The sequence below is a fragment of the Streptomyces sp. NPDC033270 genome (genome assembly GCF_055576575.1).
The window spans coordinates 86,903-106,404 of sequence record NZ_JBVIRA010000023.1 but is presented as its reverse complement, the minus strand read 5'-3'; the positions used below and the strand labels follow the sequence as shown (position 1 = coordinate 106,404).

Annotated in this window: 17 protein-coding genes; 14 read left to right on the top strand and 3 right to left on the bottom strand. The window is 70.1% G+C overall.

Annotation, left to right across the window (positions count from 1 at the left end; genetic code table 11):
- The first annotated feature begins 187 nt into the window (after positions 1-187).
- The 14 genes from ACZ5XZ_RS28305 to nuoN are packed head-to-tail and all read left to right on the top strand — an operon-like array spanning position 188 to position 16,455.
- Positions 188-547: an NADH-quinone oxidoreductase subunit A gene (locus tag ACZ5XZ_RS28305; protein WP_006604811.1), complete on the top strand. Its 360-nt coding sequence runs from the start codon at positions 188-190 to the stop codon at positions 545-547.
- A 9-nt stretch (positions 548-556) separates the two neighbouring features.
- Entirely contained in the window at positions 557-1,111 is a 555-nt protein-coding gene (locus tag ACZ5XZ_RS28300; protein WP_030416193.1) for a NuoB/complex I 20 kDa subunit family protein, read from the top strand.
- Positions 1,108-1,893, top strand: a complete 786-nt coding sequence (locus ACZ5XZ_RS28295) for an NADH-quinone oxidoreductase subunit C (RefSeq protein ID WP_468982906.1) — start codon at positions 1,108-1,110, stop codon at positions 1,891-1,893. Before ACZ5XZ_RS28300 ends, ACZ5XZ_RS28295 begins: the two co-directional genes overlap by 4 nt.
- Complete coding sequence (locus tag ACZ5XZ_RS28290; RefSeq protein WP_468982904.1) at positions 1,893-3,269, top strand: NADH-quinone oxidoreductase subunit D; 1,377 nt, start codon at positions 1,893-1,895, stop codon at positions 3,267-3,269. The genes ACZ5XZ_RS28295 and ACZ5XZ_RS28290 overlap by 1 nt, the downstream gene beginning before the upstream one ends.
- 50 nt (positions 3,270-3,319) lie before the next feature.
- Positions 3,320-4,171: an NADH-quinone oxidoreductase subunit NuoE gene (nuoE, locus tag ACZ5XZ_RS28285; protein ID WP_468982901.1), complete on the top strand. Its 852-nt coding sequence runs from the start codon at positions 3,320-3,322 to the stop codon at positions 4,169-4,171.
- Entirely contained in the window at positions 4,171-5,553 is a 1,383-nt protein-coding gene (gene nuoF / locus ACZ5XZ_RS28280) for an NADH-quinone oxidoreductase subunit NuoF (RefSeq protein ID WP_468982900.1), read from the top strand. Before nuoE ends, nuoF begins: the two co-directional genes overlap by 1 nt.
- Complete coding sequence (locus tag ACZ5XZ_RS28275; protein ID WP_468982897.1) at positions 5,550-8,084, top strand: NADH-quinone oxidoreductase subunit G; 2,535 nt, start codon at positions 5,550-5,552, stop codon at positions 8,082-8,084. Before nuoF ends, ACZ5XZ_RS28275 begins: the two co-directional genes overlap by 4 nt.
- A complete protein-coding gene (gene nuoH / locus ACZ5XZ_RS28270; RefSeq protein WP_468982895.1) occupies positions 8,081-9,469 on the top strand; it encodes an NADH-quinone oxidoreductase subunit NuoH in 1,389 nt (462 codons plus the stop codon). Before ACZ5XZ_RS28275 ends, nuoH begins: the two co-directional genes overlap by 4 nt.
- Positions 9,435-10,061, top strand: coding sequence for an NADH-quinone oxidoreductase subunit NuoI (gene nuoI / locus ACZ5XZ_RS28265; RefSeq protein WP_468982893.1), 627 nt, complete (start codon positions 9,435-9,437; stop codon positions 10,059-10,061). The genes nuoH and nuoI overlap by 35 nt, the downstream gene beginning before the upstream one ends.
- On the top strand, positions 10,058-10,924 hold the full coding sequence (locus ACZ5XZ_RS28260) for an NADH-quinone oxidoreductase subunit J (protein ID WP_468982891.1): 867 nt from the start codon (positions 10,058-10,060) through the stop codon (positions 10,922-10,924). The genes nuoI and ACZ5XZ_RS28260 overlap by 4 nt, the downstream gene beginning before the upstream one ends.
- Positions 10,921-11,220: an NADH-quinone oxidoreductase subunit NuoK gene (gene nuoK / locus ACZ5XZ_RS28255; RefSeq protein WP_350730467.1), complete on the top strand. Its 300-nt coding sequence runs from the start codon at positions 10,921-10,923 to the stop codon at positions 11,218-11,220. The genes ACZ5XZ_RS28260 and nuoK overlap by 4 nt, the downstream gene beginning before the upstream one ends.
- 13 nt (positions 11,221-11,233) lie before the next feature.
- Entirely contained in the window at positions 11,234-13,144 is a 1,911-nt protein-coding gene (nuoL, locus tag ACZ5XZ_RS28250) for an NADH-quinone oxidoreductase subunit L (protein WP_468982888.1), read from the top strand.
- A 3-nt stretch (positions 13,145-13,147) separates the two neighbouring features.
- Entirely contained in the window at positions 13,148-14,806 is a 1,659-nt protein-coding gene (locus ACZ5XZ_RS28245) for an NADH-quinone oxidoreductase subunit M (RefSeq protein WP_468982886.1), read from the top strand.
- Entirely contained in the window at positions 14,803-16,455 is a 1,653-nt protein-coding gene (gene nuoN, locus ACZ5XZ_RS28240) for an NADH-quinone oxidoreductase subunit NuoN (RefSeq protein ID WP_468982884.1), read from the top strand. Before ACZ5XZ_RS28245 ends, nuoN begins: the two co-directional genes overlap by 4 nt.
- 84 nt (positions 16,456-16,539) lie before the next feature.
- Here nuoN and ACZ5XZ_RS28235 read toward each other — a convergent pair whose 3' ends face one another.
- The 3 genes from ACZ5XZ_RS28235 to fahA form a co-directional block, all read right to left on the bottom strand.
- Entirely contained in the window at positions 16,540-17,019 is a 480-nt protein-coding gene (locus ACZ5XZ_RS28235) for a hypothetical protein (protein WP_468982882.1), read from the bottom strand.
- Between the two features lie 514 nt (positions 17,020-17,533).
- On the bottom strand, positions 17,534-18,178 hold the full coding sequence (locus tag ACZ5XZ_RS28230) for a GOLPH3/VPS74 family protein (RefSeq protein ID WP_468982881.1): 645 nt from the start codon (positions 18,176-18,178) through the stop codon (positions 17,534-17,536).
- 4 nt (positions 18,179-18,182) lie between these two features.
- A complete protein-coding gene (fahA, locus tag ACZ5XZ_RS28225) occupies positions 18,183-19,400 on the bottom strand; it encodes a fumarylacetoacetase (protein WP_468982878.1) in 1,218 nt (405 codons plus the stop codon).
- Positions 19,401-19,502: the final 102 nt, after the last annotated feature.

Here is a 19,502-nt window from a genome sequence, read left to right as displayed (position 1 = left end):
CTTCGCCGGGTGGTGGAGATCACAAAGGCGTTGTTCACCCCCGTGTCGCAGATCACACACCAGCGGGCATAAGATGCAGGCGGCTCGGGCTTGTGAACTGCCTCACATGTGCACGATCTCCATGGGGCGATCAGAGGGCCCGAGCGGACCGCCATCCAGTCATCGTCGACTGAAGGGAGCGAGGACGGTGAACGCTTACGCGCCCATCCTCGTACTGGGAGCCCTAGGGGCAGGCTTTGCGATCTTCTCCGTCGTCATGGCCACCCTCGTCGGGCCCAGGCGCTACAACCGGGCCAAGCTCGAGGCGTACGAATGCGGAATCGAGCCGACGCCACACCCGTCCGGTGGCGGTCGCTTCCCGATCAAGTACTACCTGACGGCGATGCTCTTCATCGTCTTCGACATCGAGATCGTCTTCCTCTATCCCTGGGCCGTCACCTTCGACGCCCTGGGACTGTTCGGGCTCGTCGAGATGCTCCTCTTCGCGCTCACCGTCTTCGTCGCCTACGCCTATGTCTGGCGTCGTGGCGGCCTGGAATGGGACTAGGGGTCACACATGGGACTTGAAGAGAAGCTGCCGAGCGGCTTTTTGCTGACCACTGTCGAGCAGGCCGCGGGCTGGGTGCGCAAATCATCGGTCTTCCCGGCGACCTTCGGGCTGGCCTGCTGCGCCATCGAGATGATGACGACCGGCGCCGGGCGCTACGACCTGGCCCGCTTCGGCATGGAGGTCTTCCGGGGCTCGCCGCGCCAGGCGGATCTGATGATCGTGGCCGGCCGGGTGAGCCAGAAGATGGCCCCCGTCCTGCGGCAGGTCTACGACCAGATGCCGAACCCGAAGTGGGTGATTTCCATGGGGGTTTGCGCCTCATCGGGCGGAATGTTCAATAACTACGCGATTGTCCAGGGCGTCGACCACATCGTGCCCGTCGACATCTATCTGCCGGGCTGCCCGCCGCGTCCCGAGATGCTGATGGACGCCATCCTCAAGCTCCACGACAAGATCCAGCACACCAAGCTCGGGGTCAATCAGCAGCAGGCCGCCCGCGAGGCGGAGGAGGCGGCACTCAAGGCGCTTCCGCTGATCGAGATGAAGGGGCTGCTGCGGTGAGTGAGCAGAAGAACCCCGAGCGTCCGGACGCCTCGGACGAGGCCGTCCCGGCGCAGCGCGACGACACCGGCGAGGTGATCGCCACCCGCCGCGGCATGTTCGGCGCCGACAACGGCGGGGACACCACCGGCTACGGCGGCCTCGTACGGACCGTCCGGCTGCCCGGCGCGTCCCAGCGGCCGTACGGCGGACCGGGCGCCGACGGGGGTGCCTCGGGCGAAGCCGAGAACGGGGGAGGCTACGGCGACTTCGACGAGATCGCCGACGAGCTGGAGGGCGCCCTCGACGAGCAGGGGCTGGCCCCCGAGAACGTCATCGCCAAGACGGTCGTGGACCGCGGCGAGCTGACCTTCCACATCGAGCGGGAGTACCTGCCGGCCGTCGCCAAGATCCTGCGCGACGACCCGGCGCTGCGCTTCGAGCTGTGCACGGGCGTGAGCGGGGTGCACTTCCCCGGGGACACCGGCCGCGAGCTGCACGCCGTCTACCACCTGCGCTCGATCACCCACAACCGGCTGATCCGGCTGGAGGTCTCCGCCCCGGACGCCGACCCGCACGTGCCCTCGCTCGTGGCGGTCTACCCGACCAACGACTGGCACGAGCGCGAGACGTACGACTTCTTCGGCCTGATCTTCGACGGTCATCCCGCGCTGACCCGGATCATGATGCCCGACGACTGGCAGGGCTTCCCGCAGCGCAAGGACTACCCGCTCGGCGGCATCCCCGTCGAGTACAAGGGCGCCCAGATCCCGGCTCCCGACCAGCGGAGGTCGTACAGCTGATGACTACTGCACCGCACTCCCACTCCTCGAACGGCCACCGCACCTCAAGCGACTTCGACACCCAGGAGTCGCTGGGCCGCGAGACCACCGAGGGCACGGTCTACAACGTCTCCGGCGGCGACTGGGACGAGATCGCGGCCGCCGCGGTCAAGTCCGACGACGAGCGGATCATCGTCAACATGGGGCCGCAGCACCCCTCGACGCACGGTGTGCTCAGGCTGATCCTGGAGATCGACGGGGAGACCGTCACCGAGGCCCGCTGCGGCATCGGCTATCTGCACACCGGTATCGAGAAGAACCTCGAATACCGGACCTGGACGCAGGGCACCACCTTCGTCACGAGGATGGACTACCTCACCCCCTTCTTCAACGAGACGGCCTACTGCCTGGCCGTGGAGAAGCTGCTCGGCATCACCGACGACGTCCCCGACCGGGCCTCGGTCATCCGCGTGCTGCTGATGGAACTCAACCGGCTCTCCTCCCACCTGGTGTGCATCGCCACCGGCGGTATGGAGCTGGGCGCCACCACGATCATGATCTACGGCTTCCGCGACCGCGAGCTCATCCTCGACATCTTCGAGCTGATCACCGGCCTGCGGATGAACCACGCCTACATCCGGCCCGGCGGCCTCGCCCAGGACCTGCCCCCGGGCGCGGTCGACCAGGTGCGCGCCTTCGTCAAGAAGATGCGCAAGAACATCGGCGAGTACGACAAGCTCGCCACCGGCAACCCCGTCTTCAAGGGCCGCATGGAGGGCATCGGCTACCTGGACCTGGCCGGCTGCATGGCCACCGGAGCCACCGGCCCCATCGTGCGCTCCGCCGGACTCCCGCACGACCTGCGCAAGACGCAGCCGTACTGCGGCTACGAGGACTACGAGTTCGAGGTGCCGACCGCCGACACCTGCGACGCCTACGGCCGGTTCCTGATCCGGCTGGAGGAGATGCGCCAGTCGCTGCGGATCGTCGAGCAGTGCCTGGACCGCCTGGAGCCCGGTCCGGTGATGGTCGCGGACAAGAAGATCGCCTGGCCCGCCCAGCTGGCCCTCGGCCCGGACGGCCTGGGCAACTCCCTCGACCACATCAAGAAGATCATGGGCACCTCGATGGAGGCCCTGATCCACCACTTCAAGCTCGTGACCGAGGGCTTCAGGGTCCCGCCCGGACAGACCTACGCGGCCGTCGAGTCGCCCAAGGGCGAGCTGGGCGTGCACGCGGTCAGCGACGGCGGCACCCGCCCCTACCGGGTGCACTTCCGCGACCCGTCCTTCACCAACCTGCAGGCCATGGCGGCGATGTGCGAAGGCGGCCAGGTCGCCGACGTCATCGTCGCCGTCGCGTCCATCGACCCCGTGATGGGAGGCGTCGACCGGTGACCACTGCGTCTTCTCCGGGGGGAACCCCCGCATCCCCCACCAGCTTGGGGATGCCCGCGCTCCCCGCCCCCGACTACCCGGCCGAGGTACGGGCCCGGCTCGAGGCGGACGCCAAGGAGGTGATCGCCCGCTACCCCGGCGCGCGCTCGGCGCTGCTGCCGCTGCTGCACCTCGTACAGGCCGAGGAAGGGCACATCACCCGCACCGGCATCCGCTTCTGCGCCGAGCAGCTCGACCTGACCACCGCCGAGGTCACCGCGGTGTCGACCTTCTACTCCATGTACCGCCGCAGGCCGAGCGGCGACTACCAGGTCGGCGTCTGCACCAACACCCTGTGCGCGGTGATGGGCGGCGACGCCATCTTCGAGGAGCTCAAGGAGCACCTCGGCGTCGGCAACGGCGAGACCACCGAGGACGGCGCCGTCACCCTCGAACACATCGAGTGCAACGCCGCCTGCGACTTCGCCCCGGTCGTGATGGTCAACTGGGAGTTCTTCGACAACCAGACGCCGCAGTCCGCCCGGCAGCTCGTCGACGACCTCCGGGCGGGCCGCACCGTCGAGCCCACCCGCGGCGCCCCGCTGTGCACCTTCAAGGAGACCGCCCGGATGCTCGCCGGATTCCCGGACGAGCGGCCGGGCGCCGTCGAGGCCACCGGCGGCGCCGGACCCGCCTCCCTGATCGGACTGCGCCTGGCCAAGGGCGAGGCCGCACCGGGCCGCGGCGCCGATCACGTCATCGCCCCGCGGACGACCACCGACCAGCCCACGGACGAACCCCCGTCCGGGCACTTTGCCGAGCAGGCGCCCTCGGGCCACCCCAGTTCCCACGACGCACCGCACGAGACCTCGGCCTCCGACGACCAGCACCCGGCCGGGCCCACAGCAGAGGAGGGGGAGTGATGACAGTGGCAGCCGAGTACGGGGGCGCCTCCCGGCCGCACGCCGGGGGAGAGGCGAGCCCGGAGAAGCTCCTCATGCCCGTCCTGTCCGCCTTCTGGGACCAGCCCGAATCCTGGACGCTGGAGACCTACCGCCGGCACGAGGGCTACGAGGGCCTGCGCAAGGCACTCGCGATGCCCCCCGACGACGTCATCGCCTACGTCAAGGACTCCGGCCTGCGCGGCCGCGGCGGCGCGGGCTTCCCCACCGGGATGAAGTGGCAGTTCATCCCGCAGGGCGACGGCAAGCCGCACTACCTCGTGGTCAACGCCGACGAATCGGAGCCCGGGACCTGCAAGGACATCCCCCTCCTCTTCGCGAACCCGCACTCCCTCATCGAGGGGATCGTGATCGCCTGCCATGCGATCCGGTCGAACCACGCCTTCATCTATCTGCGCGGTGAGGTCGTCCCCGTCCTGCGCCGGCTGCACGAGGCCGTACGCGAGGCCTACGCGGCGGGGTTCCTCGGACGGAACATCCTCGGCTCGGGACTCGACCTGGATGTCATCGTGCACGCGGGCGCCGGCGCGTACATCTGCGGTGAGGAAACCGCGCTGCTCGACTCCCTGGAGGGCCGTCGCGGACAGCCCCGGCTGCGTCCTCCCTTCCCCGCGGTGGCCGGCCTCTACGCCTGCCCCACTGTCGTGAACAACGTCGAATCCATCGCGTCGGTTCCCGCGATCATGAACAAGGGCAAGGACTGGTTCAGGTCGATGGGCAGCGAGAAGTCCCCGGGCTTCACGCTCTACTCGCTCAGCGGCCATGTCGCAGCCCCCGGCCAGTACGAGGCCCCGTTGGGCATCACCCTGCGCCAGCTGCTCGACATGAGCGGCGGTATGCGCCGCGGCCACCGGCTGAAGTTCTGGACGCCGGGCGGCTCCTCGACGCCGATGTTCACCGCCGAACACCTCGACGTCCCCCTCGACTACGAGGGCGTCGGCGCGGCCGGCTCGATGCTCGGCACCAAGGCGCTGCAGTGCTTCGACGAGACCACCTGCGTCGTACGGGCGGTCACCCGCTGGACCGAGTTCTACGCGCACGAGTCCTGCGGCAAGTGCACACCCTGCCGCGAAGGGACGTACTGGCTGGTGCAGTTGCTGCGCGACATCGAGGCCGGCAACGGCCGGATGGACGACCTCGACAAGCTGAACGACATCGCCGACAACATCAACGGCAAGTCCTTCTGCGCCCTCGGCGACGGCGCCGCCTCGCCGATCTTCTCCTCGCTCCAGTACTTCCGCGAGGAGTACGAGCAGCACATCACCGGCAACGGCTGCCCGTTCGACCCCGCCAAGTCGACCCTGTGGGCCGACAACGACGCTCACCTGGGGGTGAATGCATGACCGTCACGACAACTGGGTCGAACAGCGGCTCCGCCGCGGGTCCCTCGGGGGGCGGCGAGGCGGCCGTCCCGCCGGAGGACCTCGTCACCCTGACGATCGACGGCATCGAGATCTCCGTCCCCAAGGGGACGCTGGTCATCCGCGCCGCCGAACTCCTCGGCATCGAGATCCCGCGCTTCTGCGACCACCCGCTGCTGGACCCGGCGGGCGCCTGCCGGCAGTGCATCGTCGAGGTGGAGGGCCAGCGCAAGCCGATGGCCTCCTGCACCATCACCTGCACCGACGGCATGGTCGTCAAGTCGCAGCTGACCTCTCCGGTGGCCGAGAAGGCCCAGCGCGGGGTGATGGAGCTGCTGCTGATCAACCACCCGCTGGACTGCCCGGTCTGCGACAAGGGCGGCGAGTGCCCGCTGCAGAACCAGGCGATGCAGGTCGGCGACCCGGAGTCGCGCTTCGAGGGCAAGAAGCGCACCTTCGCCAAGCCGGTACCGATCTCCACACAGGTGCTGCTGGACCGCGAGCGCTGCGTGCTGTGCGCGCGCTGCACCCGCTTCAGCAACCAGATCGCCGGCGACCCGATGATCGAGCTGGTCGAACGCGGCGCCCTCCAACAGGTCGGCACCGGAGAGGGCGACCCGTTCGAGTCGTACTTCTCCGGCAACACCATCCAGATCTGCCCGGTCGGCGCGCTCACCTCCGCCGCGTACCGCTTCCGCTCCCGCCCCTTCGACCTGGTCTCCTCGCCGTCGGTGTGCGAGCACTGCGCCGGCGGCTGCGCGACCCGCACCGACCACCGGCGCGGCAAGGTCCTGCGGCGGCTGGCCGCCAACGACCCCGAGGTCAACGAGGAGTGGATCTGCGACAAGGGGCGGTTCGCCTTCCGCTACGCCCAGCAGCGCGACCGGCTGGAGCACCCCCTGGTGCGCAACGCCGAGTCCGGTGAACTGGAGCCGGCGAGCTGGCCCGAGGCCCTTCAGGCGGCGGCCCGCGGCCTGACCGCGGCCAAGGGGCGCACGGGCGTACTGACCGGCGGCCGGCTGACCGTCGAGGACGCCTACGCCTACGCCAAGTTCGCCCGGATCGCCCTGCACACCAACGACATCGACTTCCGGGCCCGGGTGCACAGCGCCGAAGAGGCCGACTTCCTGGCGGCCAAGGTCGCCGGACGGGGCCGTGACCTTGGGGAAGACGGCGGTGTCACGTACACCGCCCTGGAGCAGGCGCCGGCCGTCCTGCTGGCCGGGATCGAGGCCGAGGAGGAGGCGCCCGGCGTCTTCCTGCGGCTGCGCAAGGCGCACCGCAAGAGCGGCCAGCGCACCTACGGGCTGGGCAGTTACGCCTCACGCGGGCTGATCAAGGCCGGTGGGACGCTGCTGCCGGCCGCACCCGGCACCGAGACCGAATGGCTGGACGCGCTCGCGGGCGGCGTCGGCCTGGAGGGCGAGGGGCGCGCGGCGGCCGAGGCGCTGCGTGCGGACGGCGCGGTGATCGTCGTCGGCGAGCGGCTGGCGGGGGCGCCCGGCGCGCTGACCGCCGCGGTGCGCGCCGCCGCCGCGACCGGCGCCCGCCTGGTGTGGATTCCGCGGCGGGCGGGCGATCGCGGCGCCGTCGAGGCCGGCGCGCTGCCCGGTCTGCTGCCCGGCGGGCGGCCGGCCACCGACCCGCGGGCCCGCGACGAGGTCGCCGCGGCCTGGGGCGTCGCCGCGCTCCCGCACCGGCACGGCCGCGACACCGGCCAGATCATCCAGGCCGCGGCGACCGGGGAGCTCAGCGCGCTGCTGGTGGCCGGAGTCGAGGTCGCCGACCTGCCGGACCCGGCGCGGGCGCTGACCGCCCTGGACGAGGTCGGCTTCCTGGTCAGTCTGGAGCTGCGGCCCTCGCAGGTCACCGAGCGGGCGGATGTGGTCCTGCCGGTGGCGGCCGTGGTGGAGAAGGCCGGCACGTTCCTCAACTGGGAGGGCCGGGCGCGGCTGTTCGAGGCGGCGCTCAAGCCGGACCAGATGACCCGCCGCCATCTGCAGCCGGACTCCCGGGTCCTGCACATGCTCGCCGACGCCATGGACGTCCACCTGGCCCTGCCCGACGTCCGCTCCGTACGCCGCGAGCTGGACCGGCTCGGCAGCTGGGACGGCCCGTACGCCGGTGAGCCCCAGGAGACCGGGCGCCCGCTGCCCCGGCCCGCCGGCGGCGAGGCGGTACTCGCCGGGCACCGGCTCCTGCTGGACCAGGGGCTGCTCCAGGAAGGCGACGAGGCACTGGCCGGCACCCGGCACGCCGCGCTGGCCCGGCTGTCGCAGGCCACCGCCGAGGAGACCGGCGTCAAGGACGGCGACCTGCTGGAGGTCGGCGGACCGGCCGGCTCGGTCCGGCTGCCGCTGAAGGTCACGCCGATGCCCGACCGGGTGGTGTGGCTCCCGCTCAACTCCACGGGCGGTGGCGTCGCCGCCGACACCGGGGCGCGCCCCGGTGACCTGGTGAAGATCTCCGCCGCCCCGGGCACGCCGGCGCAGGCCAAGGAGGTGGACGCATGATGCAGCTCGGCCAACTGGCCACCGCGCAGACCGTGCTGGCCCAGGAAGACCTGTCGATGTTCGGCCGCGATCCCTGGTGGCTGATCGTCATCAAGGCGGTCTTCTGCTTCGCGTTCCTGATGCTGACGGTGCTGTTCTCGATCGTCTGGGAGCGCAAGGTCGTCGCCTGGATGCAGCTGCGCATCGGCCCCAACCGCCACGGCCCCTGGGGGATGCTCCAGTCGCTGGCCGACGGCATCAAGCTGATGCTGAAGGAGGACCTGGTCGTCAAGCGGGCCGACAAGGCGGTCTACATCCTCGCGCCGATCGTGGCGGCCATCCCGGCCTTCATGGCGATCGCGGTGATCCCCTTCGGCCCGGCCGGCAACGAGATCTCGATCTTCGGCCACCGCACCCCGATGCAGCTGACCGACCTGCCCATCGGCATCCTCTACATCCTGGCCACGGCCTCGGTCGGCATCTACGGCATCGTGCTGGCGGGCTGGTCCTCCGGCTCGACCTACCCCCTGCTCGGCGGGCTGCGCTCGTGCGCGCAGATGATCTCGTACGAGATCGCGATGGGCATCTCGTTCGCGGCGGTGTTCCTGTACTCCGGGTCGATGTCGACGTCCACCATCGTGGAGTCGCAGCAGGACCGGTGGTACGTCCTGCTGCTGCCGGTGTCCTTCATCATCTACATCGTCGCCATGGTCGGCGAGACCAACCGCGCGCCGTTCGACATGCCGGAGTCCGAGGGCGACCTGGTCGGGGGCTTCAACACCGAGTACTCGTCCATCAAGTTCGCGATGTTCATGCTGGCCGAGTACATCAACATGGTCACCGTCTCGGCGGTCGCGGTCACGCTCTTCCTGGGCGGCTGGCGGGCCCCCTGGCCGGTGTCCACGTTCTGGGAAGGCGCCAACCACGGTTGGTGGCCGCTGCTGTGGTTCACCCTCAAGGTGCAGCTGCTGCTGTTCTTCTTCATCTGGCTGCGCGGCACCCTCCCCCGAGTGCGTTACGACCAGTTCATGAAGCTGGGCTGGAAGGTCCTCATCCCGGTCTCGATGGTCTGGCTGATGCTGGTCGCCACCGTCCGGGCGCTGAAGAACGAGGGCTACGACTTCTCCCAGATCGTGCTGTACGTGGCCGGCAGCGCCGTCGCGCTGCTGCTGATCTCCCTGGTCGTGGACTTCTTCCGGCGCGGTGAGGAAGAGCCGGAGACGGACGGCGACGGCGCCTTCGACCCGATGGCCGGCGGCTTCCCCGTACCGCCGCTGCCCGGGCAGAGCCTGCCGCCCGTGCCGCGCCGGCGTCCCCGCCGGGAGCGGGAGTTGATTGTCAGTGGTCGGGTGGACACTGTCAGTGACGGAAATGAGACCGACGGAAAGGGGGGCGACGGTGCCTGAGTTCCAGAACCCCGTGGCCGGCTTCGGCGTGACCTTCAAGGCCATGTTCAAGAAGCGGCTGACCGAGCAGTATCCGGAGGAGAAGAAGCCGACGGCGCCGCGTTTCCACGGCCGTCATCAGCTCAACCGCCATCCGGACGGGCTGGAGAAGTGCATCGGCTGCGAGCTGTGCGCCTGGGCCTGCCCGGCGGACGCGATCTATGTCGAAGGCGCGGACAACACCGACGAGGAGCGCTACTCCCCGGGTGAGCGCTACGGCCGCGTCTACCAGATCAACTATCTGCGCTGCATCCTGTGCGGGTTGTGCGTGGAGGCCTGTCCGACCCGCGCGCTCACCATGACCAACGAGTACGAACTCGCCGACCGCTCCCGCGAATCGCTCATCTACACCAAGGAGGAGCTGCTCGCGGGCCTGCAGGACACGATGGTCGACTCACCGCACGCGATCTACCCCGGCATGACGGAGAAGGACTACTACAACGGGCTGGTGACCGAGGCCGCGCCCGGCACCGTCCGCCAGGTCGCCGTCTCCAAGGGGGAGCACCCCGCAGAGCAGCCGGCCCGGGCCGCCGACGAGGAGGTGCAGGCATGACCGGCCTCGCCACCGCGGCCGCCTCCACGGGGGAGGCCGTGCAGTTCTGGATCCTGGGCACCGTCGCCGTCATCGGCGCGCTGTGCACGATCCTGATGAAGCGGGCCGTGCACAGCGCCCTCTCGCTCGCCGGCACCATGATCGTCCTGGCGGTCTTCTACCTCGCCAACGGCGCGTACTTCCTCGGCGTCGTGCAGATCGTCGTCTATACGGGCGCGATCATGATGTTGTTCCTGTTCGTCGTCATGCTGGTCGGCGTCACGGCCGCGGACTCCCTCAAGGAGACGCTCAAGGGCCAGCGCTGGCTCGCCGCCGGCCTCGGCATCGGCTTCGGCATCCTGCTGATCGCCGGCCTCGGCAACGCCTCGCTCAAGGAGTTCAACGGCCTGGGCGAGGCGAACGCCGGCGGCAATGTGCAGGGCCTGGCCGCGCTCATCTTCACCAAGTACGTCTTCGCCTTCGAAGTCACCGGCGCGCTGCTGATCACGGCGGCCGTCGGCGCGATGGTGCTCACGCACCGGGAGCGCACGGAGCGGGCCAAGTCGCAGCGCGAGCAGTCCGAGGCGCGGATCCGCGAGGGCAAGCAGGTGCCCCCGCTGCCCGCCCCGGGGGTCTACGCCCGGCACAACGCCGTCGACATCCCGGGCCTGCTGCCCGACGGCACCCCGTCCGAGCTGACCGTCAGTCCCACGCTGCGCGAGCGCGGCCAGGTCCGCGATGTCTCCGGTGAGTCGCTCGCCGAACTCAAGGCGCTGGAGCAGCGCTCCGAGGAGTGGCTGGGGCGCGGCACGGAGGACGAGCCCCCGCCCGGGTCCTCCGGTGGCGCGAGGAGCAAGGAGCACAAGGAGGGGGCCAAGAAATGAACCCGGTCTACTACCTCTACCTCGCCGCCCTGCTGTTCACCATCGGCGCGGCCGGGGTGCTGATCAGGCGGAACGCCATCGTGATGTTCATGTGCATCGAGCTGATGCTCAACGCCTGCAATCTCGCCTTCGTCACCTTCTCGCGGATGCACGGGAATCTGGACGGCCAGATCATCGCCTTCTTCACGATGGTCGTCGCCGCGGCCGAGGTCGTGGTCGGCCTGGCGATCATCGTGTCGATCTTCCGCACCCGTCATACGGCCTCGGTCGACGACGCCAGTCTGATGAAGCTGTAAGGGGTCGCACAAAGTGGAGAACTTGATCGCGCTGCTTGTCGCGGCACCGCTGGTCGGTGCGGCCCTGCTGCTGTGCGGCGGTAAACGACTCGACCGCACCGGCCACTGGATCGGCACACTGCTGGCGGTGGCGTCGTTCGCCGTCGGGGTGGCGCTCTTCGCCGACATGCTCGGCAAGAGCCCCGAGCACCGTGCCCTGCACCAGCATCTGTTCAGCTGGATCCCGGTCGGCGGCTTCCAGGCCGACGTCGCCTTCCAGCTCGACCAGCTGTCGATGACCTTCGTCCTGCTGATCACCGGTGTCGGATCGCTGATCCACATCTACTCGATCGGCTATATGGAGCACGACGAGCGGCGCCGCCGCTTCTTCGGCTACCTCAACCTCTTCCTCGCGGCGATGCTGCTCCTCGTCGTCGCCGACAACTACCTTCTGCTGTACGTCGGCTGGGAGGGCGTCGGCCTCGCCTCGTACCTCCTGATCGGGTTCTGGCAGCACAAGCCCAGCGCGGCCACCGCCGCCAAGAAGGCGTTCCTGGTCAACCGCGTCGGCGACATGGGCCTGTCCATCGCGATCATGCTGATGTTCACGACGTTCGGGACCTTCGCCTTCGGGCCGGTGCTCGCGGCCACCGGTGACACGTCCGAGGGCAAGCTCACCGCCATCGGGCTGATGCTGCTACTGGCCGCCTGCGGCAAGTCGGCACAGGTGCCGCTGCAGTCCTGGCTGGGTGACGCGATGGAGGGCCCGACCCCGGTCTCGGCCCTGATCCACGCCGCCACGATGGTCACCGCCGGCGTGTATCTGATCACCCGCTCCGGGGCGATCTTCAATGCCGCGCCGGACGCGCAGACCGCCGTCGTCGCGGTCGGCGCGGTCACGCTCCTGTTCGGTGCGATCGTCGGTTGCGCCAAGGACGACATCAAGAAGGCCCTGGCCGGCTCGACGATGTCGCAGATCGGCTACATGGTCCTGGCCGCCGGACTCGGCCCCATCGGCTACGCCTTCGCGATCATGCACCTGGTCACCCACGGCTTCTTCAAGGCCGGCCTCTTCCTCGGCGCCGGTTCGGTGATGCACGGCATGAACGACGAGGTCGACATGCGCCATTACGGCGGCCTGCGCCGGTACATGCCGATCACGTTCATCACCTTCGGCCTCGGCTATCTGGCGATCATCGGCTTCCCCGGACTGTCCGGCTTCTTCTCCAAGGACAAGATCATCGAGGCGGCCTTCGCCAAGGGCGGCACCGAGGGCTGGATCCTCGGCGGCGCGGCCCTCCTGGGCGCCGCGATCACCGCGTTCTACATGACACGGGTGATGCTGATGACCTTCTTCGGCGAGAAGCGCTGGGCCGAGACACCGGCCGCTGCCGCGCCGGGGCAGCAGGTGCAACACCCGCACGAGTCGCCGAAGGTCATGACGCTCCCGATGATCGTGCTGGCCGTCGGATCGGTCTTCGCCGGCGCGCTGTTCAGCGTCAACGACGCCTTTGTGAAGTGGCTGGAGCCGGTCACCTCCTTCGCGCACGGCCACTCCCCGGTCAGCGCCACCACCGTCACCGCCTCGACCGTCGTCGTCCTGCTCATCGGCGTCGGCCTCGCCTGGCTGATGTACGGGCGCAAACCCGTCCCGGTGCTCGCCCCGCGCGGCTCCTGGCTCACCCGGGCAGCCCGCCGCGATCTGCTCCAGGACGCGTTCAACCACATCGTCTTCGTGCGCGGCGGCGGCGAGGTCACCACCACGCTCGTCCAACTCGACCGCTCCCTGGTGGACGGGGCGGTCAACGGCACGGCGGCCTCGGTGGGCGGACTCTCCGGCCTGCTGCGCCAGTTCCAGAGCGGCTTCGTCCGCTCGTACGCGGTCCAGATGCTGGGCGGGGCCGCCGTCCTTGTCGCCGCGACCCTGCTGATGAGGGGTGTCTGAGCCATGTCGTTTCCCCTGCTGACGGCAACGGCCGTGGTGCCGGCGGTCGGCGCGATCGCCACCGCCGCGCTGCCCGCCGCCAAGCGCACCGCGGCCAAATGGCTCGCGCTGCTGTTCTCGCTGATCACCTTCGCGCTGGCCCTGGTCATCGCGTTCCGCTTCGACCCCGGAGCCAAGAGCCCGTATCAGCTCACCGAATCGCACGCCTGGATCCAGGACTTCGGCGTCCGCTACGAACTCGGCGTGGACGGCATCGCGGTCGCCCTGATCGCGCTGACCGCCCTGCTGATCCCGTTCATCATCCTGGCCGGCTGGCATGACGCCGACCCTCTGGAAGAGGCCACGCCCAACCGGCGCTGGCGGCCCACCCAGGGCTTCTTCGCGCTGATCCTGGCCGTCGAGGCGATGGTGGTGATCTCCTTCGAGGCCACCGACGTCTTCCTCTTCTACATCTTCTTCGAAGCCATGCTGATCCCGATGTACTTCCTCATCGGCGGCTTCGGGGACCGCGCCGGTGCGGACGGCGAGGAGCAGGCCGCCGGCCGGCGGTCGTACGCCGCGGTGAAGTTCCTGCTCTACAACCTCGCCGGCGGCCTGATCATGCTGGCCGCGGTGATCGGCCTGTACGCCGTCACCGCCGACCAGCTCGGCACCGGCACGTTCTCCCTCCAGCAGATCGTCGAGGCCCGGGCCGCCGGCAAGCTGGACATCGCCGGGGGCACCGAGCGGCTGCTCTTCCTCGGCTTCTTCTTCGCCTTCGCGGTGAAGGCGCCGCTGTGGCCGCTGCACACCTGGCTTCCCGGCGCCATGGGCGAGTCGACCGCGCCGGTCGCGGTGCTGATCACCGCGGTCGTCGACAAGGTCGGCACGTTCGCGATGCTCCGCTTCTGCCTCCAGCTCTTCCCGGAGGCCAGCAGCTGGGCCACCCCCGCCATCCTGGTGCTCGCACTGATCAGCATCGTCTACGGCGCGCTGCTCGCGGTCGCCCAGCGGGACATCAAGCGGCTGATCGCCTACGCCTCGATCTCCCACTTCGGCTTCATCATCCTGGGCATCTTCGCGATGACGTCCCAGGGCCAGGGCGGCGCCACGCTCTACATGGTCAACCACGGCATCTCCACCGCCGCACTGATGCTGGTGGCCGGCTTCCTGATCAGCCGCCGCGGCTCGCGCCTGATCGCGGACTACGGCGGGGTCCAGAAGGTCGCCCCCGTCCTCGCCGGCACGTTCCTCATCGGCGGTCTCGCCACCCTGTCGCTGCCGGGCCTGGCACCGTTCGTCAGCGAATTCCTGGTCCTGGTCGGCACGTTCACCCGCTATCCCGTGATCGGCATCATCGCCACCTTCGGCATCGTCCTCGCCGCGCTCTACGTCCTGGTCCTCTACCAGCGGACGATGACCGGGCCGGTGAAGGCCGAGGTGACCGGCATGCCCGACCTCAGGGTGCGGGAGCTGGTGGTGGTGGCGCCGCTGATCGCGCTGCTGATCTTCCTCGGGGTGTATCCGAAGCCGCTCACCGACATCGTCAATCCGGCCGTCGACCACACCCTGTCCGTCGTGGACAAGCAGGACCCCAAGCCCACTGTGCAGGTGAACGCCGTGCCCGGCGGAGGCCGGCACGGCCACGCCGCGAACGATCAAGACGTGGAGGCCGCGAAGTGAGTTCCGTGGCAAGTGTCCACAGCCTGTGGACGGTGGCGGCCGGCGCGCCGGGCAAGATCCCGGGGCCGCACATCGAGTACGCCCAGCTGTCACCGACGCTGATCGTCCTCGGCGCGGCGGTGATCGGTGTCCTGATCGAGGCGTTCGTGCCGCGCCGCGCCCGCTACCACTCCCAGTTGCTGCTGTCCCTGGTGGCACTGGCCGCCGCGTTCGCCGCGGTGATCGGCCTGGCGGCCGGCGGCTTCGGCTCGTCCAAGGCGCATATCGCCGCCATGGGCGCCATCGCCGTCGACGGCCCCGCCCTGTTCCTGCAGGGCACGATCCTGCTGGTGTCCCTGATCGCGGTCTTCACCTTCGCCGAGCGCCGGCTCGACCCGGCGGCGCACGGCAAGCGAGTGGACTCCTTCGCGGCCCAGCCCGCCGCCGTCCCCGGTGGCCCGGCCGAACAGGCCGCGGTCAAGGCCGGGTTCACCACCTCAGAGGTCTTCCCGATCGTGCTCTTCGCGATCGGCGGCATGCTGGTCTTCCCGGCGGCCAACGACCTGCTGACGCTCTTCGTCGCCCTGGAGGTCTTCTCCCTCCCGCTCTACATCCTGTGCGCGCTGGCCCGCCGCCAGCGACTGCTGTCCCAGGAGTCCGCCGTCAAGTACTTCCTCCTCGGCGCCTTCTCCTCCGCGTTCCTTCTCTTCGGCGTGGCCCTGCTGTACGGCTACGCCGGCACCGTGACGTACGCCGGGATCGCCGAGGTGATCTCGGACGGCGCCAAGCAGATCGACCCGGCGCTGGCCGGCACCATGGGCAACGACGCGCTGCTGCTGATCGGCGCGGCGCTGGTGCTGATGGGCCTGCTGTTCAAGGTCGGCGCGGTCCCGTTCCACATGTGGACCCCGGACGTCTACCAGGGTGCGCCGACCCCGGTCACCGGCTTCATGGCGGCCGCCACGAAGGTCGCCGCCTTCGGCGCGCTGCTGCGCCTGCTGTACGTCGTCCTGCCGGGCATGCGCTGGGACTGGCGGCCGGTGCTGTGGGGCGTCGCGATCATCACGATGCTGGGCGGCGCGATCATCGCCATCACCCAGACCGACATCAAGCGGCTGCTGGCCTACTCCTCCATCGCCCACGCCGGCTTCATCCTCGCCGGTGTGATCGCCACCAGTGAGGACGGCATCTCCTCGGTGCTCTTCTACCTCGGCGCCTACTCCTTCGTGACGCTCGGCGCCTTCGCCGTTGTCACCCTGGTGCGGGACGCGGGCGGCGAGGCCACTCAGCTGTCCAAGTGGGCCGGGCTCGGACGCCGTTCCCCGCTGGTGGCCGCGGTCTTCGCCGTCTTCCTGCTGGCCTTCGCCGGCATCCCGCTGACCTCCGGCTTCGCCGGGAAGTTCGCGGTCTTCAAGGCGGCGGCACAAAGTGGTGCGGGCTGGCTCGTGGTGGTCGGTGTCATCTCCTCCGCCATCGCCGCGTTCTTCTACATCCGCGTCATCGTGCTGATGTTCTTCAACGAGCCCAAGGCGGAAGGCCCGACCGTCGCGGTCCCCAGTCCGCTGACGACCACGGCCATCGCCATCGGCGTCACGGCCACCCTGGTGCTCGGTCTGGCGCCGCAGTACTTCCTGGACCTCGCCGGGCAGGCCGGGGTCTTCGTGCGCTGAGGCACCGCAGTCCGGCACGCACAACGGCCGCCGCCCGCGCCCCGCTTGGGGTCGGGCGGCGGCCGTTGCCGCGCAGGGCGGCGGTCAGCTCTTGGGCATGCCGCTCGGCAGCTCGGGCATGTCGGGGATCTTCACGCTGCCGTCGCTGGACTTGGTGTACTTCTCGGTGGGGCCGTTCTTCCAGTCGACGGTCAGGGTCTTGCCGTCCGAACCGGACTTGAGGGTGCCCATGGTGCGGGTGGTGTCCTTGTCGGTGCACTTGAGCGCGGCCATGGTCATTCCGGCCATCGTCTGGACCTTACCCAGGCAGGCGGCCTTGTGGCCGTTGCTGAACGCGACCGTGCCCTCCTTGATCACGAGGATCAGCGGGCTGCTGCTCGATCCGGCCTTCCAGGCTCCCTCGACCGCGGTGGGGCTGGCGGGCTTGTCGGCGCCTCCCGGAGTCGACGGCGCGGCCTCCGGCGTCTTGCTCGGCTTGCTGTCGGTGCCGCCGCTGCTTCCGCAACCGCTGAGCAGCATCGCGGCGATGGCCGCCGCCCCGGCGATCTGCGCTGCCTTGCGCACGTACGTCTCCTCCGTTGTGGGACAGGGAAACGTGAGGCTAGCAGCGCTCTCCAGGGCTCTCGGATCCGTCACCGGATTGCGTCAACGCCGGTACGCACTTGGTGTGGGGCTGTGACGCGAAAACGGGGCGAAGGGGGTGAAGGGGGCGAGCTGGGTTGGGGGGGGCGGGCTGGGGGCGGGGCGTACTTGGCTACGGCCTTTCGGGGCCCTCCCCCCCCCGCCCCTCCACCTCATGCTCCAGCGCCTGCCGTCGGGAAGGCCACCGCCAGGCCCCTGCCGAGGCTGACGCCGGGACGCCCGCCAATGCCGCCGCCAGGTCCCCTGCCCGAGGCCGGCGCCGGGACGCGCGCCGATGCCGCCACCAGGGCCTCTGTCGAGGCCTGCGCCGGACCTTTGCGTACCCCTGCCGGAGCCTCTGCCAGGACCTCTACTGGGCCACACGCCGCTACTGGGGCCACACGCGGCTACTGGGGCCACTCGCGGCCTCATCGCACTCTCCGGACCTCCTCCCGCCCTACGCCCCACCTCCGGCACTCTGGTCGTCCTGTACGGCGCGGAACGCGGCGTGTGCCGTCCACTCCTCCTTGACCAGGCGGCTCAGATCGCGGCGGAGTGGGCGGAAGGCGCCGCCCGGCAGGAGCTTGGTGTCCAGGCCCGTCGCCGAGGAGTGCGCCGCCAGGAGCCGGGCGCGCCGCTCGGGGAGCCCGGCGTCGACCGCGGCCCTGAAGCGGGCGCGGGCCGGGCCGGTCAGGTCCACCGCCCCTGCCGGGAAGCGCTCGTACGGGAACAGGCCCAGGGCGCGGTGGACCTGTCTGCGCAGCGCGCCGCGCTCCTCCAGCCGCCGCAGGCACAGCTCCCGGACGGGGCGGCTGGCGCCGCGTACCCAGCGGTGGGCCCTGATGCCCCGGCCGCCCTTGGCGGGGGCGGGGAGCGTTGCCAGGGCGCCGTCGAGTATCGGGTCGCCCAGCGGCAGCGGATTGGCCACCGTGACGCGGTCGCCGCGCTCGACCGCGATCCGCCCGGCCGCCTCCAGGTCGGCCAGCGCCGCACCGGCCAGCCCGTACCGCAGGTACCTGGGGTTGTTCAGGGGGCGGCCGCGGACCGGGTCGAGGGCGAGCAGCAGCAGCTCCTCGGGGAGGGTGAGGGGCACGTCGGTCATGTCACTACGGAGTCCCCACCGTGGGTGCGGGCAGGATGCGGCCGGTGACCTCGCCCAGCTCGATCCGGGCGCCGCCGGGGCTCGGGGCCCAGGCGGTGAGGGTGACCTCGTCGCCGTCCTGGAGGTAGGGGCCCTTGCCCTGGGTGAGTTCGAGCAGGCAGCCGAGCTGATCGGGGTCGGGGCCGGAGACCGTGCCGGAGGCGAACAGATCGCCGGTGCGGAGGGAGGCGCCGTTGACGGTCATATGGGCCAGCTGCTGGGCGGCTGTCCAGTACATGCTGGCGAACGGGGGCCGCGAGACGACCTCGTCGTTGATCCGCACCTCGATGCGGATGTCGAAGCCGCCCGGCTCCGCGACCGAGTCGTCGAGGTAGGGCAGCGCTGGGACATCCCGGGCGGGCGGCGCCGTACGGGCCTCGTCGAGGGCGTCGAGCGGGGTGATCCAGGCGGAGACGGAGGTGGCGAAGGACTTGCCGAGGAACGGGCCGAGCGGCACGTACTCCCAGGCCTGGATGTCGCGGGCGGACCAGTCGTTGACGAGGCACACGCCGAACACGTGGTCACGGAAGGAGCCCAGGCCGACGGGCTCATGGAGCGTGGAGGGCGTGCCGACGACGAAGCCGACCTCGGCCTCGATGTCGAGGCGGGTGGACGGGCCGAAGGTCGGGGCCTCGTCCGCCGGAGCCTTGCGCTGGCCGTTGGGCCGCGTCACCGGGGTGCCGGTGGCGACGACGGTGCCCGACCGGCCGTGGTAACCGATCGGCAGATGCTTCCAGTTGGGCGGCAGTCCCGCGTCGTTCGGGCGGAAGATCCGGCCGACGTTCGTGGCGTGGTGCTCGCTGGAGTAGAAGTCGACGTAGTCGGCGACCTCGAAGGGGAGGTGCAGGGTGACCTCCTCCAACGGGTGGAGCAGCGGGGCCACTTCGTCGCGGTGCGCGGGGTCGGTCACGGCGGTGTGGACGGCCGCGCGGATCTGCTGCCAGACGGGCCGGCCGGCGGCGAGGAGGGGGTTGAGGGTCGGCGCGGCGAGGAGCTCGGCGTGCGGATGGATGGCGGCCGGGAGGGCGCTGGGCAGGGCGCTCAGGTCGAGGACATGGGCGCCGTAGCGGACACCGATGCGGTGTTGGTCGGGCGCGTCGGTGGTGCTGAAGACGCCGTAGGGGAGGTTGTGCGGGCCGAAGGGATCGCCTTCCGCCAGCTCGAACGGGCTCTGCTCGGGCATGGACAGCTCCTCGCGTTCGTCGTCGCCGGTGGGCAGCCGGGCCGTCCGGGGCTGGTGTGTCCCCGAGCCGGTGGCTGTGCTGATCAGAGTACGGCGGGGTGC

What these genes read in the sequence shown, in the direction of transcription:
- ACZ5XZ_RS28300 (WP_030416193.1), top strand. Translation starts at nt 557, where the DNA reads ATGGGACTTGAAGAGAAGCTGCCGAGCGGCTTTTTGCTGACCACTGTC.
- ACZ5XZ_RS28290 (WP_468982904.1), top strand. Translation starts at nt 1,893, where the DNA reads ATGACTACTGCACCGCACTCCCACTCCTCGAACGGCCACCGCACCTCA.
- nuoE (WP_468982901.1), top strand. Translation starts at nt 3,320, where the DNA reads ATGCCCGCGCTCCCCGCCCCCGACTACCCGGCCGAGGTACGGGCCCGG.
- nuoF (WP_468982900.1), top strand. Translation starts at nt 4,171, where the DNA reads ATGACAGTGGCAGCCGAGTACGGGGGCGCCTCCCGGCCGCACGCCGGG.
- ACZ5XZ_RS28275 (WP_468982897.1), top strand. Translation starts at nt 5,550, where the DNA reads ATGACCGTCACGACAACTGGGTCGAACAGCGGCTCCGCCGCGGGTCCC.
- nuoH (WP_468982895.1), top strand. Translation starts at nt 8,081, where the DNA reads ATGATGCAGCTCGGCCAACTGGCCACCGCGCAGACCGTGCTGGCCCAG.
- nuoI (WP_468982893.1), top strand. Translation starts at nt 9,435, where the DNA reads ATGAGACCGACGGAAAGGGGGGCGACGGTGCCTGAGTTCCAGAACCCC.
- ACZ5XZ_RS28260 (WP_468982891.1), top strand. Translation starts at nt 10,058, where the DNA reads ATGACCGGCCTCGCCACCGCGGCCGCCTCCACGGGGGAGGCCGTGCAG.
- nuoK (WP_350730467.1), top strand. Translation starts at nt 10,921, where the DNA reads ATGAACCCGGTCTACTACCTCTACCTCGCCGCCCTGCTGTTCACCATC.
- ACZ5XZ_RS28245 (WP_468982886.1), top strand. Translation starts at nt 13,148, where the DNA reads ATGTCGTTTCCCCTGCTGACGGCAACGGCCGTGGTGCCGGCGGTCGGC.
- ACZ5XZ_RS28230 (WP_468982881.1), bottom strand. Translation starts at nt 18,178, where the DNA reads ATGACCGACGTGCCCCTCACCCTCCCCGAGGAGCTGCTGCTGCTCGCC.
- fahA (WP_468982878.1), bottom strand. Translation starts at nt 19,400, where the DNA reads ATGCCCGAGCAGAGCCCGTTCGAGCTGGCGGAAGGCGATCCCTTCGGC.